Here is a 21,134-nt window from a genome sequence, read left to right on the forward strand (position 1 = left end):
TCGTGAACGAGACGCCCGCACCCCCGCTCCTGTTCCTCTTCGACATGGACGACGTCCTGGTCCGGTACGACTGGCAGGTGCGCATGGCCGCACTCTCCGAGTTCACCGGACACGAGTTCCAGGAGCTCCGTCGCCGCTGGTGGGACTGCGGCCACGAGATGCGTGCCGAGGCCGGTGGGTTCGCCGACGGCGACGAGTACCTGGCCGCGTTCGAGCGTGCGATGGAGTGCGACGTCCCCGAGGCCGAATGGGCCCGGATCCGCGGCGCGGCCATGACCGAGCTGCCGGAACGCATCGAGGCGGTCCGGATCGCGAGCGAGCACGGGCGTGTCGGGCTGCTCACGAACAACGGTCCGCTCGCCGGCCGCTGGATCCACGAGTGGGCACCGTCCCTGCCCGAGGTCTTCGGCGAGCACCTGGACACGTCGAGCAACTTCGGTGCCCGGAAGCCCGAGCCCGAGGTCTTCCAGCGTGCGGTCGCGCACCACGGGGTCCCCGCGGAGCGCACGTTCTTCGCCGACGACATGCCCGAGAACGTCGCGGGTGCCCGGAGCGTCGGCATCCACGCGGTCCTGGTCGAGCACGACACCGACCTGCGCGAGCACGTCCGCGCCTTCGTCGCGGCACAGCAGCGCGAGGCCTCCCCCGTCGCGTAGCCCGCCACGCCCGTTCCTTCCCATCGCGGTCGCGCTGGAAAGCAAGAACGGGCACACCTGGTCATCCCGTACGACCCGGTACGCCCGATCCCACCAGGTACGCCCGGATCCACCCGGCACATGCACGCGCGGGCGAGCGACGGGAGGCCCGCCCCGCGCCCGCCACGCCCGTTCCTTCCCAGCGCGGTCGCGCTGGAAAGCAAGAACGGGCACACCTGGTCATTCCGAACAGCCCGGTACGCCCGGATCCCCCCGGCACACGCACGCACGGCCGAGCGACGGGAGGCCCGTCGCGTAGCCCGCCACGCCCGCTCCTTCCCATCGCGGTCGCGCTGGAAAGCAAGAACGGGCACACCTGGTCATCCCGAACAGCCCGGTACGCCCGATCCCGCCAGGTACGCCCGGATCCACCCGGCACACGCACGCGCGGCCGAGCGACGGGAGGCCCGCCCCACGCCCGCCAGGCCCGCTCCTTCCCATCGCGGTCGCCCTGGAAAGCAAGAACGGGCATACCTGGTCATCCCGAACAGCCCGGTACGCCCGATCCCACCAGGTACGCCCGGATCCACCCGGTACGCCCGATCCCACCAGGTACGCGCGGATCCACCCGGCACACGCACGCGCAGGCGAGCGACGGGAGGCCCGCCCCCACGCTCAGCGCGTCGCGGTGGTCGTGCGGTCGCGCCCCGTCAGGTCGACGTGCGTCTCCGGGCTGCGGAACCCCCGGCGCGCCAGGACCTGCCGGACGCCGGTGCCCTGCGGCTCGGCGTGCTCGACGACCAGGACTCCCCCGGGCACCAGCAACCGCCAGGCGGTCTCGGCGAGTGCCCGGACGGCGTCGAGGCCGTCCGGCCCGCCGTAGAGCGCCATCGCCGGGTCGTGGTCGCGGACCTCGGGGTCGATCGGGATCGCGTCGTCCGGCACGTACGGCGGGTTCGACACGACGACGGACACCGTGCCGTCGAGTTCCGGCAGTGCGTCGGCGAGGTCGCCCTCGACGAGTCGGACCGTCCCGCCATGGGCGTCGACGTTGCGCCGGGTCCAGGGCAGGGCCTCTGCTGACCGCTCGACGGCGTAGACCACGGCGTTCGGCACCTCGGTGTCCATCGCGATCGCGATCGCACCGCTGCCGGAGCCCAGGTCCACGGCGATCGGCTCGGGGAACGCGGTCGCCCGCAGCGCGTCGATGCCGAACTGCACGACGCCCTCGGTCTCCGGACGGGGTACGAACACGCCCGGTCCGACGGCCAGGGTGAGCGCGCGGAAGTACGCATGCCCGGTGATGTGCTGGAGCGGCTCACGGGTGGCCCGGCGGGCGACGGCGTGCCGGAAGCGCTCGACGTGCTCCGGCGCGATGCCGCCACCGATGAGCGCACGGGCCTGGACGGCACCGCGCGAGGTGTCGGTCGCCCACGCGAGCAGCAGCTCGGCGTCGACCCGGGGCGTGGGGACGCCGACGGCGACGAGCGCCGCGGTCGCCTGCTCGAGCAGGCGATCCGCGGCGTACGTGAGGGGCGTGTCGGCGGTGATCCGGGCCTCCAGGCTGGGTGTGCGGTTACGCGTCCTGGTCGCCGATGGCGGCCAGACGTGCCTCTTCGTCCGCCTGGATGGCGGACTGGATGACGGGCTCGAGGGCACCGTTCATCACACGGTCGAGGTCGTACGCCTTGTAGCCGGTGCGGTGGTCCGCGATCCGGTTCTCCGGGAAGTTGTACGTGCGGATGCGCTCCGAACGGTCCATCCCGCGGATCTGCGACTTTCGCGCGTCCGAAGCGATCGCGTCGAGCTCCTCCTGCTGGCGCGCGAGGATGCGTGCGCGGAGCACCCGCATGCCGGCCTCGCGGTTCTGCAGCTGCGACTTCTCGTTCTGCATCGCCACCGTGATGCCCGTGGGCAGGTGGGTGATGCGGACCGCGGAGTCCGTCGTGTTGACGGACTGTCCGCCCGGGCCGGAGGACCGGTAAACGTCGATCTTGAGGTCGTTCTGGTTGATCTGGACCTCTTCGGGCTCGTCCACCTCGGGGAACACCAGCACGCCGGTGGTCGAGGTGTGGATGCGCCCCTGCGACTCGGTCTGCGGCACACGCTGGACGCGGTGCACACCGCCCTCGTACTTCAGGTGGGCCCAGACGCCCTGGGACGGATCGGTCGTGTTCGACTTGATCGCGACCTGGACGTCCTTGTAGCCACCCAGGTCGGACTCGGTGCGCTCGAGGAGCTCGACCTTCCAGCCCTTGGTCTCGGCGTAGTGCGAGTACATGCGCAGCAGATCGGCCGCGAACAGCGCCGATTCCTCGCCGCCTTCCCCGCCCTTGATCTCCATGATCACGTCACGGCCGTCGTCGGGGTCACGCGGGATCAGCAGCCGGCGGAGACGCTCCTGGCGTTCCGACAGCTGCTCCTCGAGCCCGGGGACCTCGTCCGCGAACGCCGAGTCCTCGCGCGCGAGTTCCTGGGCGGCGGCGAGGTCGTCCCCCGCCGCCTGCCAGGCCTCGTACGCGGACTTGATCTGGTTGAGCTCGGCGTACCGCCGGTTCACCTTCTTCGCCCGGGCCGCATCGGCGTGGAGCGCGGGGTCCGACAGCTGCTGCGTCAGGTCCTCGTGTTCCGCCAGCAGCCCTGCCACCGACTCGAACACGCGTTACTCCTGGTGACCGTTGTGGTGGGCGCCGGTCGTGGGGACCGACTTCTGCACCTGCACCAGGAACTCGACGTTCGACTGCGTCTCCTTGAGGTTCCGCAGCACGATCTCGAGGGCCTGCTGCGGGTCGAGCCCGGCGAGGGCCCGGCGCAGACGCCAGGTGATCTTGACCTCGTCGGCGGAGAGCAGCTGCTCCTCGCGACGGGTGCCCGAGGCGTTTACGTCGACGGCGGGGAAGATCCGCTTGTCGGCGAGGTGACGGTTCAGGCGGAGCTCCATGTTGCCGGTGCCCTTGAACTCCTCGAAGATGACCTCGTCCATCTTGGAGCCGGTCTCGACGAGCGCGGTCGCGAGGATGGTCAGCGAGCCGCCGTCCTCGATGTTGCGCGCGGCACCAAAGAAGCGCTTCGGCGGGTACAGCGCCGCCGAGTCGACGCCACCGGAGAGCACGCGGCCCGACGGCGGGGTCGACAGGTTGTACGCACGGCCCAGGCGGGTGATCGAGTCGAGCAGCAGCACGACGTCGTGGCCCAGCTCCACCAGGCGCTTCGCACGCTCGATGGCGAGCTCGGCGACGGTGGTGTGGTCCTCGGCGGGACGGTCGAAGGTCGAGGCGATGACCTCGCCCTTCACCGTGCGCTGCATGTCGGTGACCTCTTCGGGCCGCTCGTCGACGAGGACGACCATCAGGTGCGCCTCGGGGTTGTTCTTGGCGACGGCGTTCGCGATGGCCTGCAGCACGACGGTCTTGCCGGCCTTCGGCGGGGACACGATGAGACCGCGCTGGCCCTTGCCGATCGGCGACACGAGGTCGATGATGCGGGTCGACAGCTTGCCCGGCTCCGTCTCGAGGCGCAGGCGCTCGTTCGGGTACAGCGGGGTGAGGTCGTTGAAGTCGACGCGGGCCGCGGCCTCGTCGGCGGACTGGCCGTTGATCGACTCGACGGCGACGAGCGCGTTGTACTTCTGGCGGCTCTGCTGCTCGCCATCACGCGGCTGCTTGATCGAACCGACGACGGCGTCGCCCTTGCGCAGGTGGTACTTCTTCACCTGGCCGAGGGAGACGTAGACGTCGCTCGGGCCCGGCAGGTAACCGGTGGTGCGGACGAACGCGTAGTTGTCGAGGACGTCGAGGATGCCCGCGATCGGGATCAGGACGTCGTCCTCGGTGACCTCGGGCTCGAAGTCGTCGTTCTGGCCGCCACGGCCGCGCTTGCGGTCGCGCTGGCGACGGCTGCGGCCGCTCTCGGCCTCGTCGGCGTGCTGTTGCTGCTGCTGCTTCTGCTGACCGCTGGTCTGCTGCTTCTGCTGACCGGCGTTCTGCTGCTGCTTCTGGTCGGCCTTGTCGTCCTGCTTGGCCTCGGCCTGCTTCGGCTGGTCGTTCTGCTTCTGGCCGCCGTTCTGCTGGCCGTTCTGCTGGCCGTTCTGCTGCTCGCCGCCGTTCTGCTTCGGCTGGTCGGCGCCGTTCTGCTTCTGCTGGCCGGCGTTCTGGCCGCCGTTCTGGCCGCCGTTCTGCTGGTCGGCGCCGTTCTGCTGCTCGCCGTTCTCGGCGTTCTGCCCACGGCCACGACCGCGACCACGGCTGCGACGACCGCGACGCGAGCCGCCCTCGCCCTGCTCGGAGTTCTGGTCGCCCTGGTCGTTCTGGTCGCCGGACTCGTTCTGGTCCTGGTCGGCCTGCACCGCGGACGTCGGGGCCTGCTGGCCCGCCTGGCTCGGCTGCTCGGCCTCGGCCGATGCCTGCTGGCCCTGGTCGGTGCCGCGCTGCTCGGTGCCGCGCTGCTCGGTGCCACGCTGCTCGGCGTTCCGCTGGCCACGGCCACGGCGCTGGGAGCCGGACTGCGCGGCCTCCTGGGCGTCCTTCTCGGCGCGGACCTGGTCGAGCCCGGCGAGGAGGTCCTCGGTGCCGGTCTGGCCGTGGTTGGTGTGCTCGGCGGCCGAGGTCGGCGCGGCGTTCACGGTGCCACCGGACGACGCGCGGCGCGAACGACGGGCACGGATCGGGGCTGCCGACTCGGCGGGTGCCTCGGGGTCGGCGACGGGTGCCTCGGCAGCGGGCTGCGCGGGGGTCTCGGCGGGCTCCGGCGGGGTCGGCTGCTCGGTGGCGGCCGGCTCGGCGGGGGTCTCGGCGACGGCGGCGGCCGGGGCGGCGGGCGTCTCGTCGACGGGACGCTTGTCCTCGATGGAGGCGATCAGGTCGCCCTTGCGGAGCTTGGAGAGCCCGGTGATGCCGAGCGAGGAGGCGATGCGCTGGAGCTCCGGGAGACGGAGGGCACGCAGGTCGCTGGGGATCTCCACCTGGGCGGAGTTGTTGTCGGTCAAGGTCGGTGTTTCCTTTCGAACCGCAGAACGCGGAGAGTTTCCACCGTCCCGGATGCAGGTGAGCATCGACCGCCGTTCAGACGACGGATCGGGATTCGGTGATCAGAAAGAGATGCACACTCGCGCACCGGACCCTGCGACGTCGCAGGAGCTGTCCTGAGGACGAGCGATCCGTGCGGTTACGCGGGTTCGGCTTCGAGCGCCGAGTGCGCTGCCACTGTAGCACCACCGAGATCGACGGCCAGCATGAGCGGCCGCCAGTCGGATTCGGCGTGTCGCTGCACCAGTTCGGCGGCGGTCAGGCGCTGTGCCGGGTCGCTGCCGAGGACGAGCAGGCTCGGCCCGGCGCCGGAGACCACCGCGGCGAGGCCGTGCTGCCGGAGCAACCGGATCAGGGCGTCGGTCTCGGGCATGGCGCTGGCGCGGTACGCCTGGTGCAGACGGTCCTCGGTCGCGGCGAGCAGCAGCTCGGGGCTCTGGATGAGCGCCGCGACGAGCAGCGCCGAGCGGGAGACGTTGAACGCGGCGTCGGCGTGCGGGACCTGCTCGGGCTGCAGGGAGCGCGCGAGCTTGGTCGAGAGCGTCGAGGTCGGCACGAACACCACCGGGGCGACACCGCGGTGCACCAGGAGCCGCTTGTAGGCCGGACCCTCGGCGGTCATCCACGCGATCGTCAGGCCGCCGAAGAGCGCCGGCGCGACGTTGTCCGGGTGGCCTTCCATCTCGGTGGCCAGGGTCAGGAGCGTCGAGGCGTCGAGGTCGACGATGCCCTCGAGCAGTCCGCGGGCAGCCATGAGCCCGGCGACGATCGCCGCGGCGGACGAACCGAGGCCGCGGCCGTGCGGGATCGCGTTCGTGGCGTGCAGCTCGAGACCGGGCTGGTCGACACCGGCGTGCTCCAGGCCACGACGGACCGCACGGACGACGAGGTTCGTGTCGTCCGTGGCGACCTCACCGGCACCGACGCCCTCGACCGTGACGGTCGCGCCGGGCTCGGGACGCACGCGCACGACGACCTCGTCGTAGAGCGAGAGCGCGAGGCCGAGCGAGTCGAAGCCGGGGCCGAGGTTCGCCGACGTGGCCGGCACCCGGACGCGGACCGCCGATCCGGTCGGCAGCGCACGGACCGCCCGTCCGGCCGGTACAGCGCTGCGGGCGGTGACGCCCTCCCCCGGTCCGGACGAGCGGTCGGAGATCACTGCTCGCTGACCAGACCGAGCACGTCGGCGATCGACTTCGTGTCGACCGGCACGCTCGTCGGGGTGACCTCGCCGCCGTCCGGCGTGCGGAGGGCCCACTGCGGGTCCTTCAGGCCGTGGCCCGTGACCGTGATGACGACCTTCGCGCCCTTCGGCACGACGCCGGCGTCGGCACGCTCGAGCAGCCCGGCGACACCGATGGCCGACGCGGGCTCGACGAAGACGCCGACCTCGGCCGACAGGATGCGGTGTGCCGCGAGGATGGCCTCGTCGGTGATGGCACCGAAGTAGCCGTCGGTCTCCTGCTGCGCCTCGAGCGCGAACTGCCACGAGGCCGGGTTGCCGATGCGGATCGCCGACGCGATGGTGTCGGGGTGCCGGACGACCTCGCCGTGCACGATCGGGGCGGAACCGGCGGCCTGGAACCCGAACATGCGGGGCAGCTTGGTGCTGCGGCCGGCGGCGACGTCCTCGCGGTAGCCGCGCGAGTACGCGGTGTAGTTGCCCGCGTTGCCGACGGGCAGGAAGTGGAAGTCCGGTGCGTCACCGAGGACGTCGACGACCTCGAACGCGGCGGTCTTCTGCCCCTCGATGCGGTCGTTGTTGACGGAGTTCACGAGGTGCACCGGGTAGTTCGCCGCCAGGTCGCGGGCGATGTCGAGGCAGTCGTCGAAGTTGCCCTGCACCTGCAGCAGCTGGGCGTCGTGGGCGACGGCCTGGCTGAGCTTGCCCATGGCGATCTTGCCCTCGGGCACGAGCACCGCAGCGGTGATGCCGGCGTGCGTGGCGTACGCGGCGGCCGAGGCGCTGGTGTTGCCGGTCGACGCGCAGATGACGGCCTTCGCGCCGTGCTCGACGGCCTTCGAGATCGCCATCGTCATGCCGCGGTCCTTGAACGAACCCGTCGGGTTCATGCCCTCGAACTTCACGTAGACCTCGGCGCCGGTGCGCTCGGAGAGCCGACGAGCCGGGATGAGCGGCGTGCCGCCCTCTCCGAGCGTGACGATGGGCGTCGCCTCGGTCACGTCGAGTCGGTCGGCGTACTCGCGCAGGACTCCCTGCCACTGGTGGGCCATCAGGCTTCTCTCTCTGTCCGGTGGGGTGGATCTGGTGGTGGTTCGGCTCGGTGAGCCTGCTGGTCGGTCTGGAGGCCCGTGGTCGCGTCAGCGACCGACGACGCGCAGGACGCTGGTGACGTCCAGGACGACGTCCTCGCCGCGGAGGGCGACGACGGTGTCCGCCAGGTCGGCCTCACGCGCCAGGTGGGTGCCGATGACGAGCGTCGCGGTCCCCTCGGCTGCGCCGGTGGTGGTCTGCTCGACCGTCTCGACGCTGACGCCGTGCTTCGCGAGCACGCCGGCGACCGTCGACAGCACGCCGGGGGCGTCCGTGACGTGCAGGGTGATCTGGTAGCTCGTGCGGACGGTGCCGATCGGGAACACCGGCAGCTCGGACTGCGTCGACTCGGCGACCCCCGGACCGCCGATGACGTGCCGACGGGCCGCGGAGACCAGGTCGCCGAGGACCGCCGAGGCCGTCTCGACGCCACCGGCACCCGCGCCGTAGAACATCAGGTCGCCGGCGGCCTCGGCCTCGACGAACACGGCGTTCTTCGCACCGTGCACGCTCGCGAGCGGGTGCGACTCGGGCACGAGGGCCGGGTAGACGCGGGCGCTGACGCCCTCGCGGCCGTCCTCGTCGGTCAGACGCTCGGCGGTCGCCAGGATCTTCACGACGTAGCCGGCCTTGCGGGCGGCGCGGACCTGGTCGATCGTGACGTGGGTGATGCCCTCGCGGTGCACGGCGGCGAGCGGCACCGAGGTGTGGAACGCCAGCGAGGCCAGGATCGCGGCCTTCTGCGCGGCGTCGTAGCCCTCGACGTCTGCGGTCGGGTCGGCCTCGGCGTACCCGAGCTCCGTCGCGGTGGCCAGGGCGTCCTCGAACGTGGATCCCTTGCGGTCCATCAGGTCGAGGATGAAGTTCGTGGTGCCGTTGACGATGCCCATGATCCGGACGATGCGGTCACCGGCGAGCGAGTCGTGCAGCGGACGGATGATCGGGATCGCCCCGGCCACGGCGGCCTCGTAGTAGAGCTGCGCGCCGACCTGCTCGGCCGCGGCGAAGAGCTCCGGGCCGTGGGTCGCGAGCAGCGCCTTGTTGCCGGTGACGACGTCCGCGCCCGACTGCAGGGCCTGGAGCACGAGGGTGCGCGCCGGCTCGATGCCGCCGATGAGCTCGACGACGATGTCCGCGCCGAGGATGAGCGATGCAGCGTCCGTGGTGAAGAGCTCCGCCGGCAGGTCGACGTCGCGCTGGGCGTCCACGTCGCGCACGGCGATCCCGACGAGCTCCAGCCCGGCACCGGCGCGCGAGGCCAGCTCGTCGCCGTGCTCGAGGAGCAGTCGCGCGACCTGGGAACCGACCGAGCCGGCCCCGAGCAGCGCGACACGGACGTTGCGGTATTCGATCATCTGGTAGCGGTTCCTGTCGGTGGGGGCGCGCCCTGCGGGGTGGGCGGACCCGGTCGGGTCGGAGGTCAGCGGCCGGTGCCGTCGGCGGGCACGGCGGTGACCCCGGTGTCACGGGCGAGGAGGTCGTCGATCGTCTCGCCCCGCACGAGGATACGGGCTGCACCGTCCGCGACGGCGACGACCGGCGGGCGGCCCACGTGGTTGTAGTTGCTCGACAGCGCCCAGCAGTAGGCACCCGTGGCCGCGACGGCCAGCAGGTCGCCGCGCTGCACGTCGCCGGGCAGGTACTCGTCGTTCACCACGACGTCGCCGCTCTCGCAGTGCTTGCCGACGACGCGGCTCAGCACCGCGGGGGCGTCGGAGGTGCGGGCGAGCCGGGCCGTGTAGTCGGCGCCGTACAGGGCGGGACGGATGTTGTCGCTCATCCCGCCGTCGACCGAGACGTACGTGCGGGTCGCGCTGCCGCCGTCGTCGGTCTCGAGCGTGACGGGCTTGATCGTGCCGACGCGGTAGAGCGTCACCCCGGGCGGGCCGATGATGTAGCGGCCCGGCTCGACGGCGATGTCCGGCACCGGGATGCCGCGCTCGGTGCAGGCCTCGCCGATGATCGTGGCCAGTGCGTCGGCGACGTCCTCGGGGGCGAAGGCCGAGTCGGCCTCGGTGTAGTCGATGCCCCAGCCGCCGCCGAGGTTCAGCTCGGGCACCGGACCGGAGGCCACGAGCGTCGCGTGCACGTCCATGAGCCGGCGTGCGGCCTCGCGGAAGCCGGCGTCGTCGAAGATCTGCGAACCGATGTGCGAGTGCAGCCCGACGAAGGCGAGCGAGGGCTCGGCGCGGACGGCTGCCGCGGCCTCGACGGCCTCGGACAGCGGGATGCCGAACTTCTGGTCCTCACGAGCGGTCGCCAGGTACTCGTGGGTGGACGCGTGCACGCCGGTGTTGATCCGGATGCGGACACGCTGCACGACCCCGGCGTCGGCAGCGGCACGGGCGACGCGCTGCACCTCTTCGTGGCTGTCGAGCACGATCGTGCCGATGCCGACCTCGACCGCGCGAGCGATCTCGGCGTCGGACTTGTCGTTGCCGTGGAAGCCGAGCCGGCCGGGGTCGATGCCGCCGGCCAGGGCGACCGCGAGCTCGCCGGCGGTGCAGACGTCGACGCGCAGGTCGGCCTCGGCCATCCACGCGACGACCTGCGTCGTCAGGAAGGCCTTGCCGGCGTAGTAGACGTGCGCGTGGCTGCCGATGCGCTCGAACGCCTCGGCGAACGCGTTCCGCACGCGGACGGCGCGCGACTGGACGTCACGCTCATCGACGACGTACAGGGGCGTGCCGAACTGCGCGACCAGGTCGGTCGCGCTGATGCCGCCGATCGCCAGGGTGCCGTCGTCGGTCCGCGTCGCGGACGCGGGCCAGATGCGGTCCACCAGTTCGGAGGCGTCCGTCGGGAACCGCAGCCGCGGCGGTGCAAGGGGGTTCTCGCTCACGGGACCCGATCCTACCGACGCGAGCCGATCCTCCAGGCCGCGTTACGCACCCGTCCGCTCAGCCGCAGCTGCCGACGGTCCGCAGGCCGTCCTCGTTGAGCGGCAGCGCATCCGCGGTGATCCGGACCGTGGCGTCCGACCTCGACACGTCGAGTGAGCGCACCCGCAGCGCCTCGGGCAGGAACTGCGCGGTGCAGACCTGTACCGGGACGCCGGTGACGCCCGGGATCGAGTCGACCTTGAGGCCGAGGTCGGAGTTCGTGATCCGGACGCTCTCCGGGGTGATGGTGATGCCGCGGCCGTCGTCCTGCGCGACGACGGCGCCCTTCGCCGCGTAGGTGATGTCGTAGCCGAGCACCGACGACGACCCCGTCAGTTCGACGCCGCCGTCGACCAGGTTCAGTCGGTCGAACAGCGGGCTGTACTTCGCCAGGTCCTTGACGCTCGACGACGCCAGGGTGACCGTGCCGTCCACGTCGCGGACGTCGCCCTCGCCGTCCACGGGGACGTCCTGCGCGGTGACGTCGGCGGCGAGCGGGATGCCGTCGACCGTGAGCTTCGCCGAGGAGATCTCGACGCGGTCGAGCGTGCCGTTGATGAGCTGCGGGATGACGATGCCCTCGGCGTGGGCGTCGACCTCGCCGGTCGTGCCGTCCGGCAGCGACTGCTCGACCTGCTGGGCGATGATCCGGTCGACGACGCCGCGCAGCACGAACTCGGCGATCACGACGAGGGCGGCGAGCACGACGACGACCACGAGCAGGACGACGGGCCAGCGGCGGCGCGTGGTGGGACGTTCGGTGGCTGCGGGCATGCGTCCCACCCTGCCAGTCCGGTCTGCGGCGCAGCTGCGGCCCGGCTGCGGGCCGGACGCAAAACACCGGTGTTCGCGCTCGACACCGCGGAATGCGGGTGTCCGGTGCGCGAACACCGGTGTCTTGCGGACGGGGCGACCGCTACATGCGGGACGGAGCCGACACGCCGAGCAGGCCGAGACCGTTGCGGACGACCTGCCCGGTGGCGTCGTTCAACCACAGGCGCGTGCGGTGCAGGTCGGTCACGGGCTCGTCGCCGAGGGGCGTGACACGGCAGGAGTCGTACCAGCGGTGGTACAGGCCGGCGAGCTGCTCGATGTACCGGGCGATGCGGTGCGGCTCGCGCAGCTCGGCGGCGTGCCGGACGACCCGCGGGTACTCGGCGAGGGCTCCGAGGAGGGCGCTCTCGGACTCGTGGGTCAGCAGCGAGGCGTCGAACACCGACCGGTCGACCCCGGCCGCCGCGGCGTTCCGGGCCACCGACTGCGTGCGGGCGTGGGCGTACTGCACGTAGAAGACGGGGTTGTCGTTCGTGCGCTTCGTGAGCAGGTCGAGGTCGATGTCGATCGCGGTGTCGCTGGCGAACCGGACCAGGGCGTACCGGCCGGCGTCGACACCGACAGCGTCGACGAGGTCCTCCATCGTGACGATGGTGCCGTTGCGCTTCGACATGCGCATCGGCTCGCCGTCCTTGAGCAGGTTGACCATCTGCCCGATCAGGATCTCGAGGTTCTTGCCCGGCTCGTCCCCGAACGCGGCGCACATCGCCATCATCCGGCCGACGTAGCCGTGGTGGTCGGCGCCGAGCATGATCAGGTTCCGCTCGAACCCGCGCTCGCGCTTGTCGAGGTAGTACGCCAGGTCGCCGGCGATGTACGCGGGCTCGCCGTCCGACTTGATGACGACGCGGTCGCGGTCGTCGCCGAAGTCGGTCGTGCGGAGCCACTCGGCACCCTCGGCCTCGTACATCACGCCGGCCGACCGCAGGCGGGCGATGGCACGCTCGACGGCCTTCGACTCGTGCAGGGCGTTCTCGTGGAAGTAGACGTCGAAGTCGACGCCGAAGTCGTGCAGCGACGACTTGATGTCGGCGAACATGAAGTCGACGCCCTCGCGACGGAAGAGCTCCTGCGCCTCGTCGCGCGGCAGGTCGCGGACGTCGACGCCCGGCTCGAGGGTCGCGATGACCCGTGCCGCGATCTCGGCGATGTAGGCGCCGCCGTAGCCGTCCTCGGGCGTGGGCTCACCGAGTGCGCTGGCCACGAGGGAGCGGGCGAACCGGTCGATCTGCGCGCCGTGGTCGTTGAAGTAGTACTCGCGGGTGACGAGTCCGCCCTGCGCCTGGAACACGCGTGCCAGGCTGTCGCCGACCGCGGCCCAGCGGACGCCGCCCATGTGGATCGGGCCGGTGGGGTTGGCGGAGACGAACTCCAGGTTGATCCGGACGCCGTCGTACAGGTCGCCGGTGCCGAAGGACTCGCCGCCGTCCACGATGGTGCGGGCGATCTCACCCGCGGCAGCCGCCTCGAGCGTGATGTTGATGAAGCCGGGGCCGGCGACGTCGACCGAGTCCACGCCGTCGAGCTCGGTCAGCTCGCCGGCGATCTCGGTCGCGAGCTCGCGCGGGTTCGTGCCGAGCCGCTTCGCGAGCTGCATGGCGGCGTTCGAGGCCCAGTCGCCGTGGGCGCGGTTCTTCGGACGCTCGAGCACCACGTGGGACTCCTCGATCGTCACGGTCTCGGACGCACCTCGGCGCTCGACGATCCCGGTCAGGATCGACAGGTACGCGGCGGAGAGTTCGGCAGGAGTCACGAGGATCGATCCTACCGGGACGCCCAGGTCCGCACCGGTCGATGCAGCATCATGTCGGGATGACCCCCCGCAGCCGTGCCCGGGCGCTCACCGTCGCCACCCTCACCACCGCAGCAGCCCTCGTGCTCGCCGGGTGCTCGGGCGGCGGGGACAGCACCCCGTCGGCCACTGCGACCCCGGCGGGCAAGCCGGTGTCGCAGACCTGCGCGGAGCTCCTGCCCGCGAGCGCACTGTCGGTGTACGGGCAGACCTTCGAGCTCGACGACTCCTTCACCCCGGCGAAGGGTTCCCCCGCCGCGACCATCGCGAAGCAGCAGGGTCGCGTGTGCCGGTTCGTCAGCACCGACGCGGACGCCACGGCGATCACGCTCGCGGTCGCCGACCTGCCTGAGAAGTCGCTCACCAACCTGAAGGACGCCCTGTACGAGCGGGGCGGGTCCGTCCCCACCTACCGGGTGGAGGGGTACTTCGCCCTGAGCGGCGACGTCGGCCGCGCGGACGCCTTCGCCGACCCGTACTGGATCACCGCGCAGTCGACCTTGTTCACCGAGCCGGGTGGGGCGCAGCCCGTCGTCGACGCGGTGCGGGCCGCGCTGCAGCCGTCCGCGTCGGCGACGGCCACGCCCGCGGGCTGACGCGGCACTGCGGCCGCGCACCGTGCGGCCTGGAGGCCCGGGGCGGCCCGCACCGCGCCTCCCGGGCGCCCGACGTGACGTCCACGGCGCGACACGCGCTGTCCAGGACCACCCGCCGGACCTGCTACGGTTGTTGACACCCCTTGGCCCCCATAGCTCAGGGGATAGAGCACTGCCCTCCGGAGGCAGGGGCGGAGGTTCGAATCCTCCTGGGGGCACTGGAAATCGCCGGCCAAGGTGACGTCTCCGCTCCGCGGAGTCGGCACCGGCCGATGTCGCCTGCGGCGGCCTTCCCCCGTTGAGACTCCTCCGGGTGCGTCGCCGGCCTCGTGGCTGGGTGCTCCTCGACGGTGAGCAGCAGGACGAACCCCGTGCTCCTCGACCGTGAGCAGCAGGACGAACTGCGCGGCGCGCAGCGGGTCCGCCCGGTAGCGTTCGGGCATGACGATGACGTTCCCGGAGCCCGGAGTCCACGCACTGCGGGGCGGACCCGTGCTCCGGTGGGGTGTGATCGGCCCCGGGGAGATCGCGAACGACTTCACGACGACGCTGCACGCGAACTCCGACCAGCGCGTCGTCGCCGTGGGCTCCCGCTCCCCCGAGCGTGCTGCGGCCTTCGCCGCCCGCCACGGCGTGCCCGGCGTGCACGGGTCGTACGAGGCCCTCGTGGCGGACCCCGCCGTCGACGTGGTCTACGTCGCCTCGCCGCACCCGCAGCACCTCGGGCACGCACTGCTCGCGATCGCCGCCGGCAAGCACGTGCTCGTCGAGAAGCCGATGACGACCTCGGCGGCGGACACCCGCACCCTCGCCGACGCCGCACGGGCCGCGGGCGTCCTCGCGATGGAGGCGATGTGGACCCGGTACCTGCCGGGCACCGCCGTCGTCGCCCGTCTGCTCGCGGACGGGGTCCTGGGCGACGTCCGGCTCGCCACGGTCGACGTCGGGTGGCCGCACGACCCGGACCCGGAGGACCGGATGTTCGACCCCGCCGCCGGTGGGGGTGCCCTCCTCGACGCCGGTGTGTACGGGCACTGGTTCGCACGGTTCGCCACCGGCGCCCCGGTGACCAGCAGCACGACGGGGGCGGTCTCGGATCGCGGGGTGGACCTCCAGTCCGTCACGGTGTCGACGGCGGAGGGTGGCGCGCAGGCGGTGGTGGCCACGTCGATGACGGCGTGGACGCCGGGGCTGGCGGTGATCGCCGGGAGCCGGGCCACGGTCCGGTACACCGACCACTTCGTGTTCCCGGCGTCGTTCGCGGTGCACCACCGGGGTGGGGAGGACCACTGGGAGGAGCCGACGGGGCTGCGGGGTCGTCAGGGACTCGTGTGGCAGGCGGCGGCGCTCGCGCAGTACGTGGCGGACGGCCGCACGGAGTCCCCGGTGCACACGCTGGACGACTCCGTCGGGATCGCGGCGGCGCTCGACGCGGCACGTGCGGCACTCGACCCGACCGGTGCGGCACCGTCCGTTGCGGCACCGTCCGTTCCCGAGCAGGACACCTCGACCCTCTAGGATCACGGGCCGGTCGTCCCGCACGCGACCGGGAAGAGGCCTCGATGACCACCGGCACCGGGAACGCGCAGCTCGAACTCGCCCGCGGCGGCGACGCACCCGCCCCACGGACCCTGTTCGACGTCCTGGCGGCGACCGCGGCGACCCACCCGGATGCGACCGCCCTCGAGGACCCCGCCGGCAGCGTCGACTACGCCGCCCTGCTCGACCTCGTGTGCGCGCAGGCCGACGACCTGGCCCGCCGCGGTGTCCGCCGGGGCGACCGGGTCGGGGTGCGGATCCCCTCCGGTGGGCGTGACCTGTACCTGTCGATCCTCGCCGTGCTCGCCGCCGGAGCCGCGTACGTGCCGGTCGACGCCGACGACCCCGAGGAGCGCGCCACCCTGGTGTTCGGCGAGGCCGGTGTCGTCGGGGTGATCGGCGCGGGCGGTGTCCTGCGCGACCGCGACGGCACAGAGCTGCCGGTGACGGACCCTGCGGCGAGCGCCGAGCTCCCGCGCGAGACCGACGACGCGTGGATCATCTTCACGTCCGGGTCGACCGGGGTGCCGAAGGGTGTGGCGGTCACTCACCGCAGTGCTGCGGCGTTCGTGGACGCCGAGGCTCGGATGTTCCTGCAGGCGGCGCCGATCGGTCCGGGTGACCGGGTGCTGGCTGGTCTGAGCGTGGCGTTCGACGCGTCGTGCGAGGAGATGTGGTTGGCGTGGGGGCACGGTGCCGCGTTGGTGCCGGCGCCCCGGTCGTTGGTGCGGACGGGGGTGGACCTGGGGCCGTGGCTCATCGCGCACACGATCACGGTGGTGTCGACGGTGCCGACGTTGGCGGCGTTGTGGCCGGACGATGCGCTCGAGCAGGTGCGGCTGGTGATCTTCGGTGGTGAGGCGTGCCCCCCGGAGCTGGCGGCGCGCATCGCGAGTCGTGACCGTGAGGTGTGGAACACGTACGGGCCGACCGAGGCGACGGTGGTGGCGTGCGGGTCCCTGCTCGACGGGAGCCAGCCGATCCGGATCGGGTTGCCGCTGGACGGGTGGGACCTGGCGGTCGTCGACGCGTCGGGGTCCCGTGTGGCGCCCGGAGGTGTCGGGGAGCTGGTGATCGGCGGGGTCGGGCTGGGGCGGTACCTCGACCCGGCGAAGGACGCGGAGAAGTACGCGCCGTTCCCGGAGCTCGGGTGGGAGCGGGCGTACCGGAGCGGGGACCTGGTGCGGTACGAGCCCGAGGGGCTGGTGTTCCAGGGGCGTGCGGACGACCAGGTGAAGCTCGGTGGCCGGCGGATCGAGCTCGGGGAGATCGATGCGGCGCTGCAGGCCCTGGACGACGTGGCGGGTGGTGCTGCGGTGGTGCAGCGGACCCCGGCGGGCAACCAGGTGCTGGTCGGGTACGTGGCCCCGGTGGCCGGGGCGACGGTGGACGTGGCTGCGGCGAACGCCCGGTTGCGGCAGGAGCTGCCGGCGGCGCTGGTGCCGTTGGTGGCCGTGGTGGGGTCGCTGCCGACGCGGACGTCGGGCAAGGTCGACCGTGCGGCGCTGCCGTGGCCGTTGCCGGGTGCCTCGGACGCGACGATGCTGCCGGACACGGTGGCGTGGATCGCCGAGCGGTGGTCGGCGATCCTCGGGGTGCCGGTGGCGAGCGTCGACGACGACTTCTTCGCGCACGGCGGTGGGTCGTTGACGGCGGCGCAGCTGGTGTCGGCCATCCGCGAGCGGTTCCCGACGACGACGGTGGCGGACGTGTACGACCACCCGCGGATCGGGGCGTTGGCGGCGGCGTTGGACGAGTCCGGCCCGGTCGAGGCGTCGTCGCGTGACGTCACGCCGGTGCCTCCGGCGACCGGGTTGCTGATGACGCTGCTCGGGCTGCCGGTGCAGGTGCTCCGGGGGTTGCGGGTGCTGACGTGGACGGCCCTGGTGGCTGCGGTGCTGCACGCGACGACGCTGCCGTTCCTGCCGGTGCTGCCCTGGCCGGTGCTGGTGCTGGTGCTCCTGGTGTTCGTGACGCCGATCGGCAAGATGGCGCTGACGGTGGTGCTGGCGCGGCTGCTGCTCGCCGGGGTCCGGCCGGGGTCGTACCCCCGTGGTGGTTCGGTGCACCTGCGGGTGTGGCTGGCCGAGCGCATCGCCGAGGCGGTCGACGGCCCGTCGACGGCGGGTGCCCCGTGGATCAGCTACTACGCCCGGGCGCTCGGTGCGCGGATCGGCAGGGACGTCGACCTGCACACGCTGCCGCCGGTGACGGGGATGCTCACGATCGGCAAGCGTGCGTCGATCGAGCCCGAGGTCGACCTGGCCGGGCACTGGCTGGACGGCGACGTGTTCCACCTGGGGCACGTCCGTGTCGACGAGGACGCCGTGGTGCGCAGCCGGACGACGCTGCTGCCGGGGGCGCACGTCGGCGCGGGTGCCGAGATCACGGCGGGTTCCGCCGTCGGCGGCCCGGTGCCCGCGGGCGAACGCTGGGCGGGGGCGCCGGCGGAGCGCACCGGGTCGGCTCGTGACGACCGGGAGGCCCGTCCCGCGACCCGCCGACGCTGGCTGCTCGCGTACGGGGCCGGGTCCCTGGCCGTTGCAGGGTTGCCGGTCGTCGGTGTCGCGGTCGGACTGCTGGTCGCCCTCGCCCTGGTCGGGCGGGCGTCGACCCTGGGCGACGCGGTGCTCCGTGCGCTGGTGACGGTCCCCCTGGTGACGGTCGTCGCCGGTGCGGTGTACGCGCTGCTCGTGGTGGTCGCGGTGCGGCTGCTCGGCATCGGCCTGCACGAGGGGCGGCACCCGGTGCGCTCCCGGATCGGCTGGCAGGTGTGGTCGACCGAGCGGGTGCTCGACGCGGCGCGCACCCTGTTGTTCCCGCTGTACGCCTCGCTCGTGACGCCGGTGTGGCTGCGGCTGCTCGGTGCCCGGGTCGGTCGGGACACCGAGATCTCGACGGTGCTGCTCATCCCGGCGTTGACGCAGATCGCGTCGGGGGCGTTCCTGGCCGACGACACGATGGTGGCCACGTACGAGCTCGGCGGCGGTCGGGTGCGGATCGGTCGCTCGAAGGTCGGCCGGCGGGCGTTCCTCGGCAACAGCGGGATGACGGGTGCCGGACGCTCGGTGCCGCGCGAGGCACTGGTGGCGGTGCTGTCCGCGGTGCCGAAGAAGGCCAAGCGCGGGTCGTCGTGGCTCGGGTCGCCCCCGGTGCGGCTGCGGCGTGCGGCGACGGAGTTCGACGAGGCGCGCACGTTCCGTCCGTCCGGGAGGCTCAAGGTCGCCCGCGGCTGCTGGGAGCTGCTGCGCCTGGTCGCCCCGATGGTCTCCGCCGCCATCGCGCTCGGCGTGGCCGGAGCACTGCTGGCGCTGTGGTCGGCCGTCGGGATCGGGTGGACGGTGCTGCTCGCCGGGCCGGTGCTCATCGCCGCCGGTGCCGTCGCCGCCGTGGTGTCGACGATCGCGAAGTGGGCGTTCGTCGGCCAGATCACCGCTCGGGAGCACCCGCTGTGGTCGTCGTTCGTGTGGCGCAACGAGGTGCAGGACACCTTCGTCGAGACCGTCGCGCGCCCCTGGTTCGCCGAGCAGGCCACCGGGACCCCCGCGCTGGCCGTCTGGCTGCGGAGCCTCGGTGCGACGATCGGCCGCGGCACCTGGCTCGAGACCTACTGGCTGCCCGAGGCCGACCTGGTCACCATCGGCTCCGGGGCATCGGTGGCGCGGGGGACGGTCGTGCAGACGCACCTGTTCCACGACCGCGTGATGCAGCTCGACACCGTCCGACTCGACGCGGGTGCCACGCTCGGGCCGCACAGCGTGGTCCTCCCAGCGGCCGGCATCGGTGCCGGGGCGACGGTCGGGCCGTCCTCGCTCGTCATGCGCGGTGAGCAGGTACCGACGGGCTCCCGCTGGTCCGGCAACCCGATCGCTCCGTGGACATCGGCCGCACTGTCGGTGACAGCCCCACCGACGGCATGAGGTTGACTGTCCCCGTGCCCTCCGCAGACCCGTACACCCCGCACAGCGGCGACCGACGGTGGAGCGCCGAGCACTACGAGCTCCGTCTCGACTACCGCGTCGCCACGAACCGCCTGGACGGCACCGCCACGATCACCGCGCGCGCCCTCGAGCCCCTCGACAGGGTCGTGATCGACCTGCACGGGCTCACGGTCGACCGGGTCGACGTCGACGGACGCCGGGCCAAGAAGGTCTCGACCGCGACGCACAAGGTGACGGTCACCCCGGCCGACCCCATCGCTGCCGACACCGTGTTCTCCGTGCACCTGCGGTACCGCGGCACCCCGCACCCCGTGCGGAGCGCGTGGGGGCAGCTCGGCTGGGAAGAACTGTCCGACGGCGTCATCGTCGCCGCGCAGCCCACGGGAGCGCCGTCGTGGTTCCCGTGCAACGACCGACCCGACGACAAGGCCACGTACCGGATCGAGATCGCGGCCGAGGCGGCGTACGACGTCCTGGCGAACGGGGAGCTGCTCGCCAAGGAGCGCGACCGCGTCGGCACCCGCTGGACCTACGCCACCACCGAGCCGATGGCGACCTACCTGGCGACCGTGCAGATCGGCCGGTACCGCACCACGAAGGTGCGCACGAGCGGGGTCCCCGTCACGCTGCACCACCCCGCCGACCTCGCCGCCGCCGCGAAGACCGACTTCGGCCAGGTGCCGGAGATGCTCGCGCTGTTCGGCGACCGGTTCGGCCCGTACCCGTTCGCGGCGTACGGCGTCGTGGTGACCGACGACGACCTCGAGATCCCGCTCGAGGCCCACGGCCTGGCGGTGTTCGGCCGGAACCACGTCGACGGCGAACACGGCACCGACCGCCTCATCGCCCACGAGCTCGCCCACCAGTGGTTCGGCAACTCCGTCACGGTCACCCGCTGGCAGGACATCTGGCTGCACGAGGGGTTCGCCTGCTACGCCGAGTGGCTGTGGTCCGAGGACCGCGGCGACGACACCGCCGACCAGCTGGCCGAACGGTACCGGCAGGGACTGCTCGAGCAGCCGGAGGACCTGGTGGTCGGTGACCCGGGCGCGAAGGACATGTTCGACGACCGTGTCTACAAGCGCGGTGCCCTCGCCCTGCACGCCGTCCGCCGCACGATCGGCGACGACGCCTTCTTCACCGGGCTGCGGAGCATCACCGAGCGGCACCGGCACGGATCCGTCACCGTGCCCGACGTGCTCGGTGCGTTCGCGGACGCCACCGGCCGCTCCGTCGCGGACGTCCGTGCGGTGACCGGGCCCTGGATCGACGAGGCGTCGGTGCCGGCACTGCCCGCGCCGCGCGGACGGTAGCAGGCTCCGCCGCCGCGTCGGCTAGCCAGCCAGCTCGCCGTCGGCCGGGTCGCAGCTGACCTCGGACCAGACGGCGTCGAGCGACAGCCCGACCACGCCCGCGACCGACGCGATCGTCGAGAACGCCGGCGTCGCGATGCGGCCGGTCTCGATCTTCCGGAGCGTCTCCGGCGAGATCCCCGCGGCCAGGGCGGTGTCCACGATCGATCGCGGACCACGGGCACGACGCAGCAGCGCACCGAGGCGACGACCGCGCGCGACCTCGTCGGGGCGGAGTGGGAGACGGACCATGACCACATAGTA

Annotated in this window: 15 protein-coding genes and 1 tRNA gene; 6 read left to right on the top strand and 10 right to left on the bottom strand. The window is 72.4% G+C overall.

From position 1 onward, the window contains the following. The first annotated feature begins 2 nt into the window (after positions 1 to 2). Positions 3 to 656 carry an HAD family phosphatase gene (locus DEJ27_RS05120; RefSeq protein ID WP_181419980.1) on the top strand — a complete coding sequence of 218 codons (654 nt, stop codon included), beginning with the start codon at positions 3 to 5 and terminating at the stop codon, positions 654 to 656. Between the two features lie 654 nt (positions 657 to 1,310). On the opposite strand, the gene prmC is transcribed toward DEJ27_RS05120, so the two are convergent. The 9 genes from prmC to argS form a co-directional block, all read right to left on the bottom strand. Continuing rightward, a complete protein-coding gene (gene prmC, locus DEJ27_RS05125) occupies positions 1,311 to 2,186 on the bottom strand; it encodes a peptide chain release factor N(5)-glutamine methyltransferase (RefSeq protein ID WP_110859146.1) in 876 nt (291 codons plus the stop codon). A 25-nt stretch (positions 2,187 to 2,211) separates the two neighbouring features. Next, complete coding sequence (gene prfA / locus DEJ27_RS05130; protein ID WP_110859015.1) at positions 2,212 to 3,294, bottom strand: peptide chain release factor 1; 1,083 nt, start codon at positions 3,292 to 3,294, stop codon at positions 2,212 to 2,214. Positions 3,295 to 3,297: 3 nt separating this feature from the next. After that, positions 3,298 to 5,619, bottom strand: a complete 2,322-nt coding sequence (rho, locus tag DEJ27_RS05135) for a transcription termination factor Rho (RefSeq protein ID WP_110859016.1) — start codon at positions 5,617 to 5,619, stop codon at positions 3,298 to 3,300. Between the two features lie 179 nt (positions 5,620 to 5,798). Next, positions 5,799 to 6,737: a homoserine kinase gene (gene thrB, locus DEJ27_RS05140; protein ID WP_110859147.1), complete on the bottom strand. Its 939-nt coding sequence runs from the start codon at positions 6,735 to 6,737 to the stop codon at positions 5,799 to 5,801. A 77-nt stretch (positions 6,738 to 6,814) separates the two neighbouring features. Next, entirely contained in the window at positions 6,815 to 7,894 is a 1,080-nt protein-coding gene (gene thrC, locus DEJ27_RS05145; protein WP_027465789.1) for a threonine synthase, read from the bottom strand. A gap of 87 nt (positions 7,895 to 7,981) precedes the next feature. Beyond that, positions 7,982 to 9,289 (bottom strand): homoserine dehydrogenase, encoded by a 1,308-nt coding sequence (locus tag DEJ27_RS05150; protein WP_027465790.1) that lies wholly within the window; start codon positions 9,287 to 9,289, stop codon positions 7,982 to 7,984. 65 nt (positions 9,290 to 9,354) lie between these two features. Continuing rightward, a complete protein-coding gene (lysA, locus tag DEJ27_RS05155; protein WP_110859017.1) occupies positions 9,355 to 10,776 on the bottom strand; it encodes a diaminopimelate decarboxylase in 1,422 nt (473 codons plus the stop codon). Positions 10,777 to 10,834: 58 nt separating this feature from the next. Beyond that, positions 10,835 to 11,590: an LmeA family phospholipid-binding protein gene (locus tag DEJ27_RS05160; RefSeq protein WP_110859018.1), complete on the bottom strand. Its 756-nt coding sequence runs from the start codon at positions 11,588 to 11,590 to the stop codon at positions 10,835 to 10,837. Positions 11,591 to 11,732: 142 nt separating this feature from the next. Further along, complete coding sequence (gene argS, locus DEJ27_RS05165) at positions 11,733 to 13,403, bottom strand: arginine--tRNA ligase (RefSeq protein ID WP_110859019.1); 1,671 nt, start codon at positions 13,401 to 13,403, stop codon at positions 11,733 to 11,735. A gap of 59 nt (positions 13,404 to 13,462) precedes the next feature. Here argS and DEJ27_RS05170 point away from each other — a divergent pair, with 59 nt between their 5' ends. The 5 genes from DEJ27_RS05170 (at position 13,463) to DEJ27_RS05190 (ending at position 20,831) form a co-directional block, all read left to right on the top strand. Then, positions 13,463 to 14,038, top strand: a complete 576-nt coding sequence (locus DEJ27_RS05170; protein WP_110859020.1) for a hypothetical protein — start codon at positions 13,463 to 13,465, stop codon at positions 14,036 to 14,038. A gap of 146 nt (positions 14,039 to 14,184) precedes the next feature. After that, positions 14,185 to 14,256 (top strand) — tRNA-Arg (locus DEJ27_RS05175). A 223-nt stretch (positions 14,257 to 14,479) separates the two neighbouring features. Next, positions 14,480 to 15,556: a Gfo/Idh/MocA family protein gene (locus DEJ27_RS05180; RefSeq protein ID WP_258370295.1), complete on the top strand. Its 1,077-nt coding sequence runs from the start codon at positions 14,480 to 14,482 to the stop codon at positions 15,554 to 15,556. Between the two features lie 44 nt (positions 15,557 to 15,600). Continuing rightward, complete coding sequence (locus tag DEJ27_RS05185) at positions 15,601 to 19,497, top strand: Pls/PosA family non-ribosomal peptide synthetase (RefSeq protein ID WP_110859021.1); 3,897 nt, start codon at positions 15,601 to 15,603, stop codon at positions 19,495 to 19,497. Between the two features lie 14 nt (positions 19,498 to 19,511). Continuing rightward, on the top strand, positions 19,512 to 20,831 hold the full coding sequence (locus DEJ27_RS05190) for a M1 family metallopeptidase (protein ID WP_258369797.1): 1,320 nt from the start codon (positions 19,512 to 19,514) through the stop codon (positions 20,829 to 20,831). A gap of 21 nt (positions 20,832 to 20,852) precedes the next feature. Here DEJ27_RS05190 and DEJ27_RS05195 read toward each other — a convergent pair whose 3' ends face one another. Next, positions 20,853 to 21,122 carry a helix-turn-helix domain-containing protein gene (locus tag DEJ27_RS05195; protein WP_027465796.1) on the bottom strand — a complete coding sequence of 90 codons (270 nt, stop codon included), beginning with the start codon at positions 21,120 to 21,122 and terminating at the stop codon, positions 20,853 to 20,855. Positions 21,123 to 21,134 lie beyond the last annotated feature (12 nt).

Source organism: Curtobacterium sp. MCPF17_018 (assembly GCF_003234135.1).
Classification (GTDB): domain Bacteria; phylum Actinomycetota; class Actinomycetes; order Actinomycetales; family Microbacteriaceae; genus Curtobacterium; species Curtobacterium flaccumfaciens.

Coding starts and splice junctions, on each gene's coding strand:
- thrC (WP_027465789.1), bottom strand. CDS start 7,894: ATGGCCCACCAGTGGCAGGGAGTCCTGCGCGAGTACGCCGACCGACTC.
- DEJ27_RS05150 (WP_027465790.1), bottom strand. CDS start 9,289: ATGATCGAATACCGCAACGTCCGTGTCGCGCTGCTCGGGGCCGGCTCG.
- DEJ27_RS05160 (WP_110859018.1), bottom strand. CDS start 11,590: ATGCCCGCAGCCACCGAACGTCCCACCACGCGCCGCCGCTGGCCCGTC.
- DEJ27_RS05170 (WP_110859020.1), top strand. CDS start 13,463: ATGACCCCCCGCAGCCGTGCCCGGGCGCTCACCGTCGCCACCCTCACC.
- DEJ27_RS05180 (WP_258370295.1), top strand. CDS start 14,480: ATGACGATGACGTTCCCGGAGCCCGGAGTCCACGCACTGCGGGGCGGA.
- DEJ27_RS05185 (WP_110859021.1), top strand. CDS start 15,601: ATGACCACCGGCACCGGGAACGCGCAGCTCGAACTCGCCCGCGGCGGC.
- DEJ27_RS05195 (WP_027465796.1), bottom strand. CDS start 21,122: ATGGTCCGTCTCCCACTCCGCCCCGACGAGGTCGCGCGCGGTCGTCGC.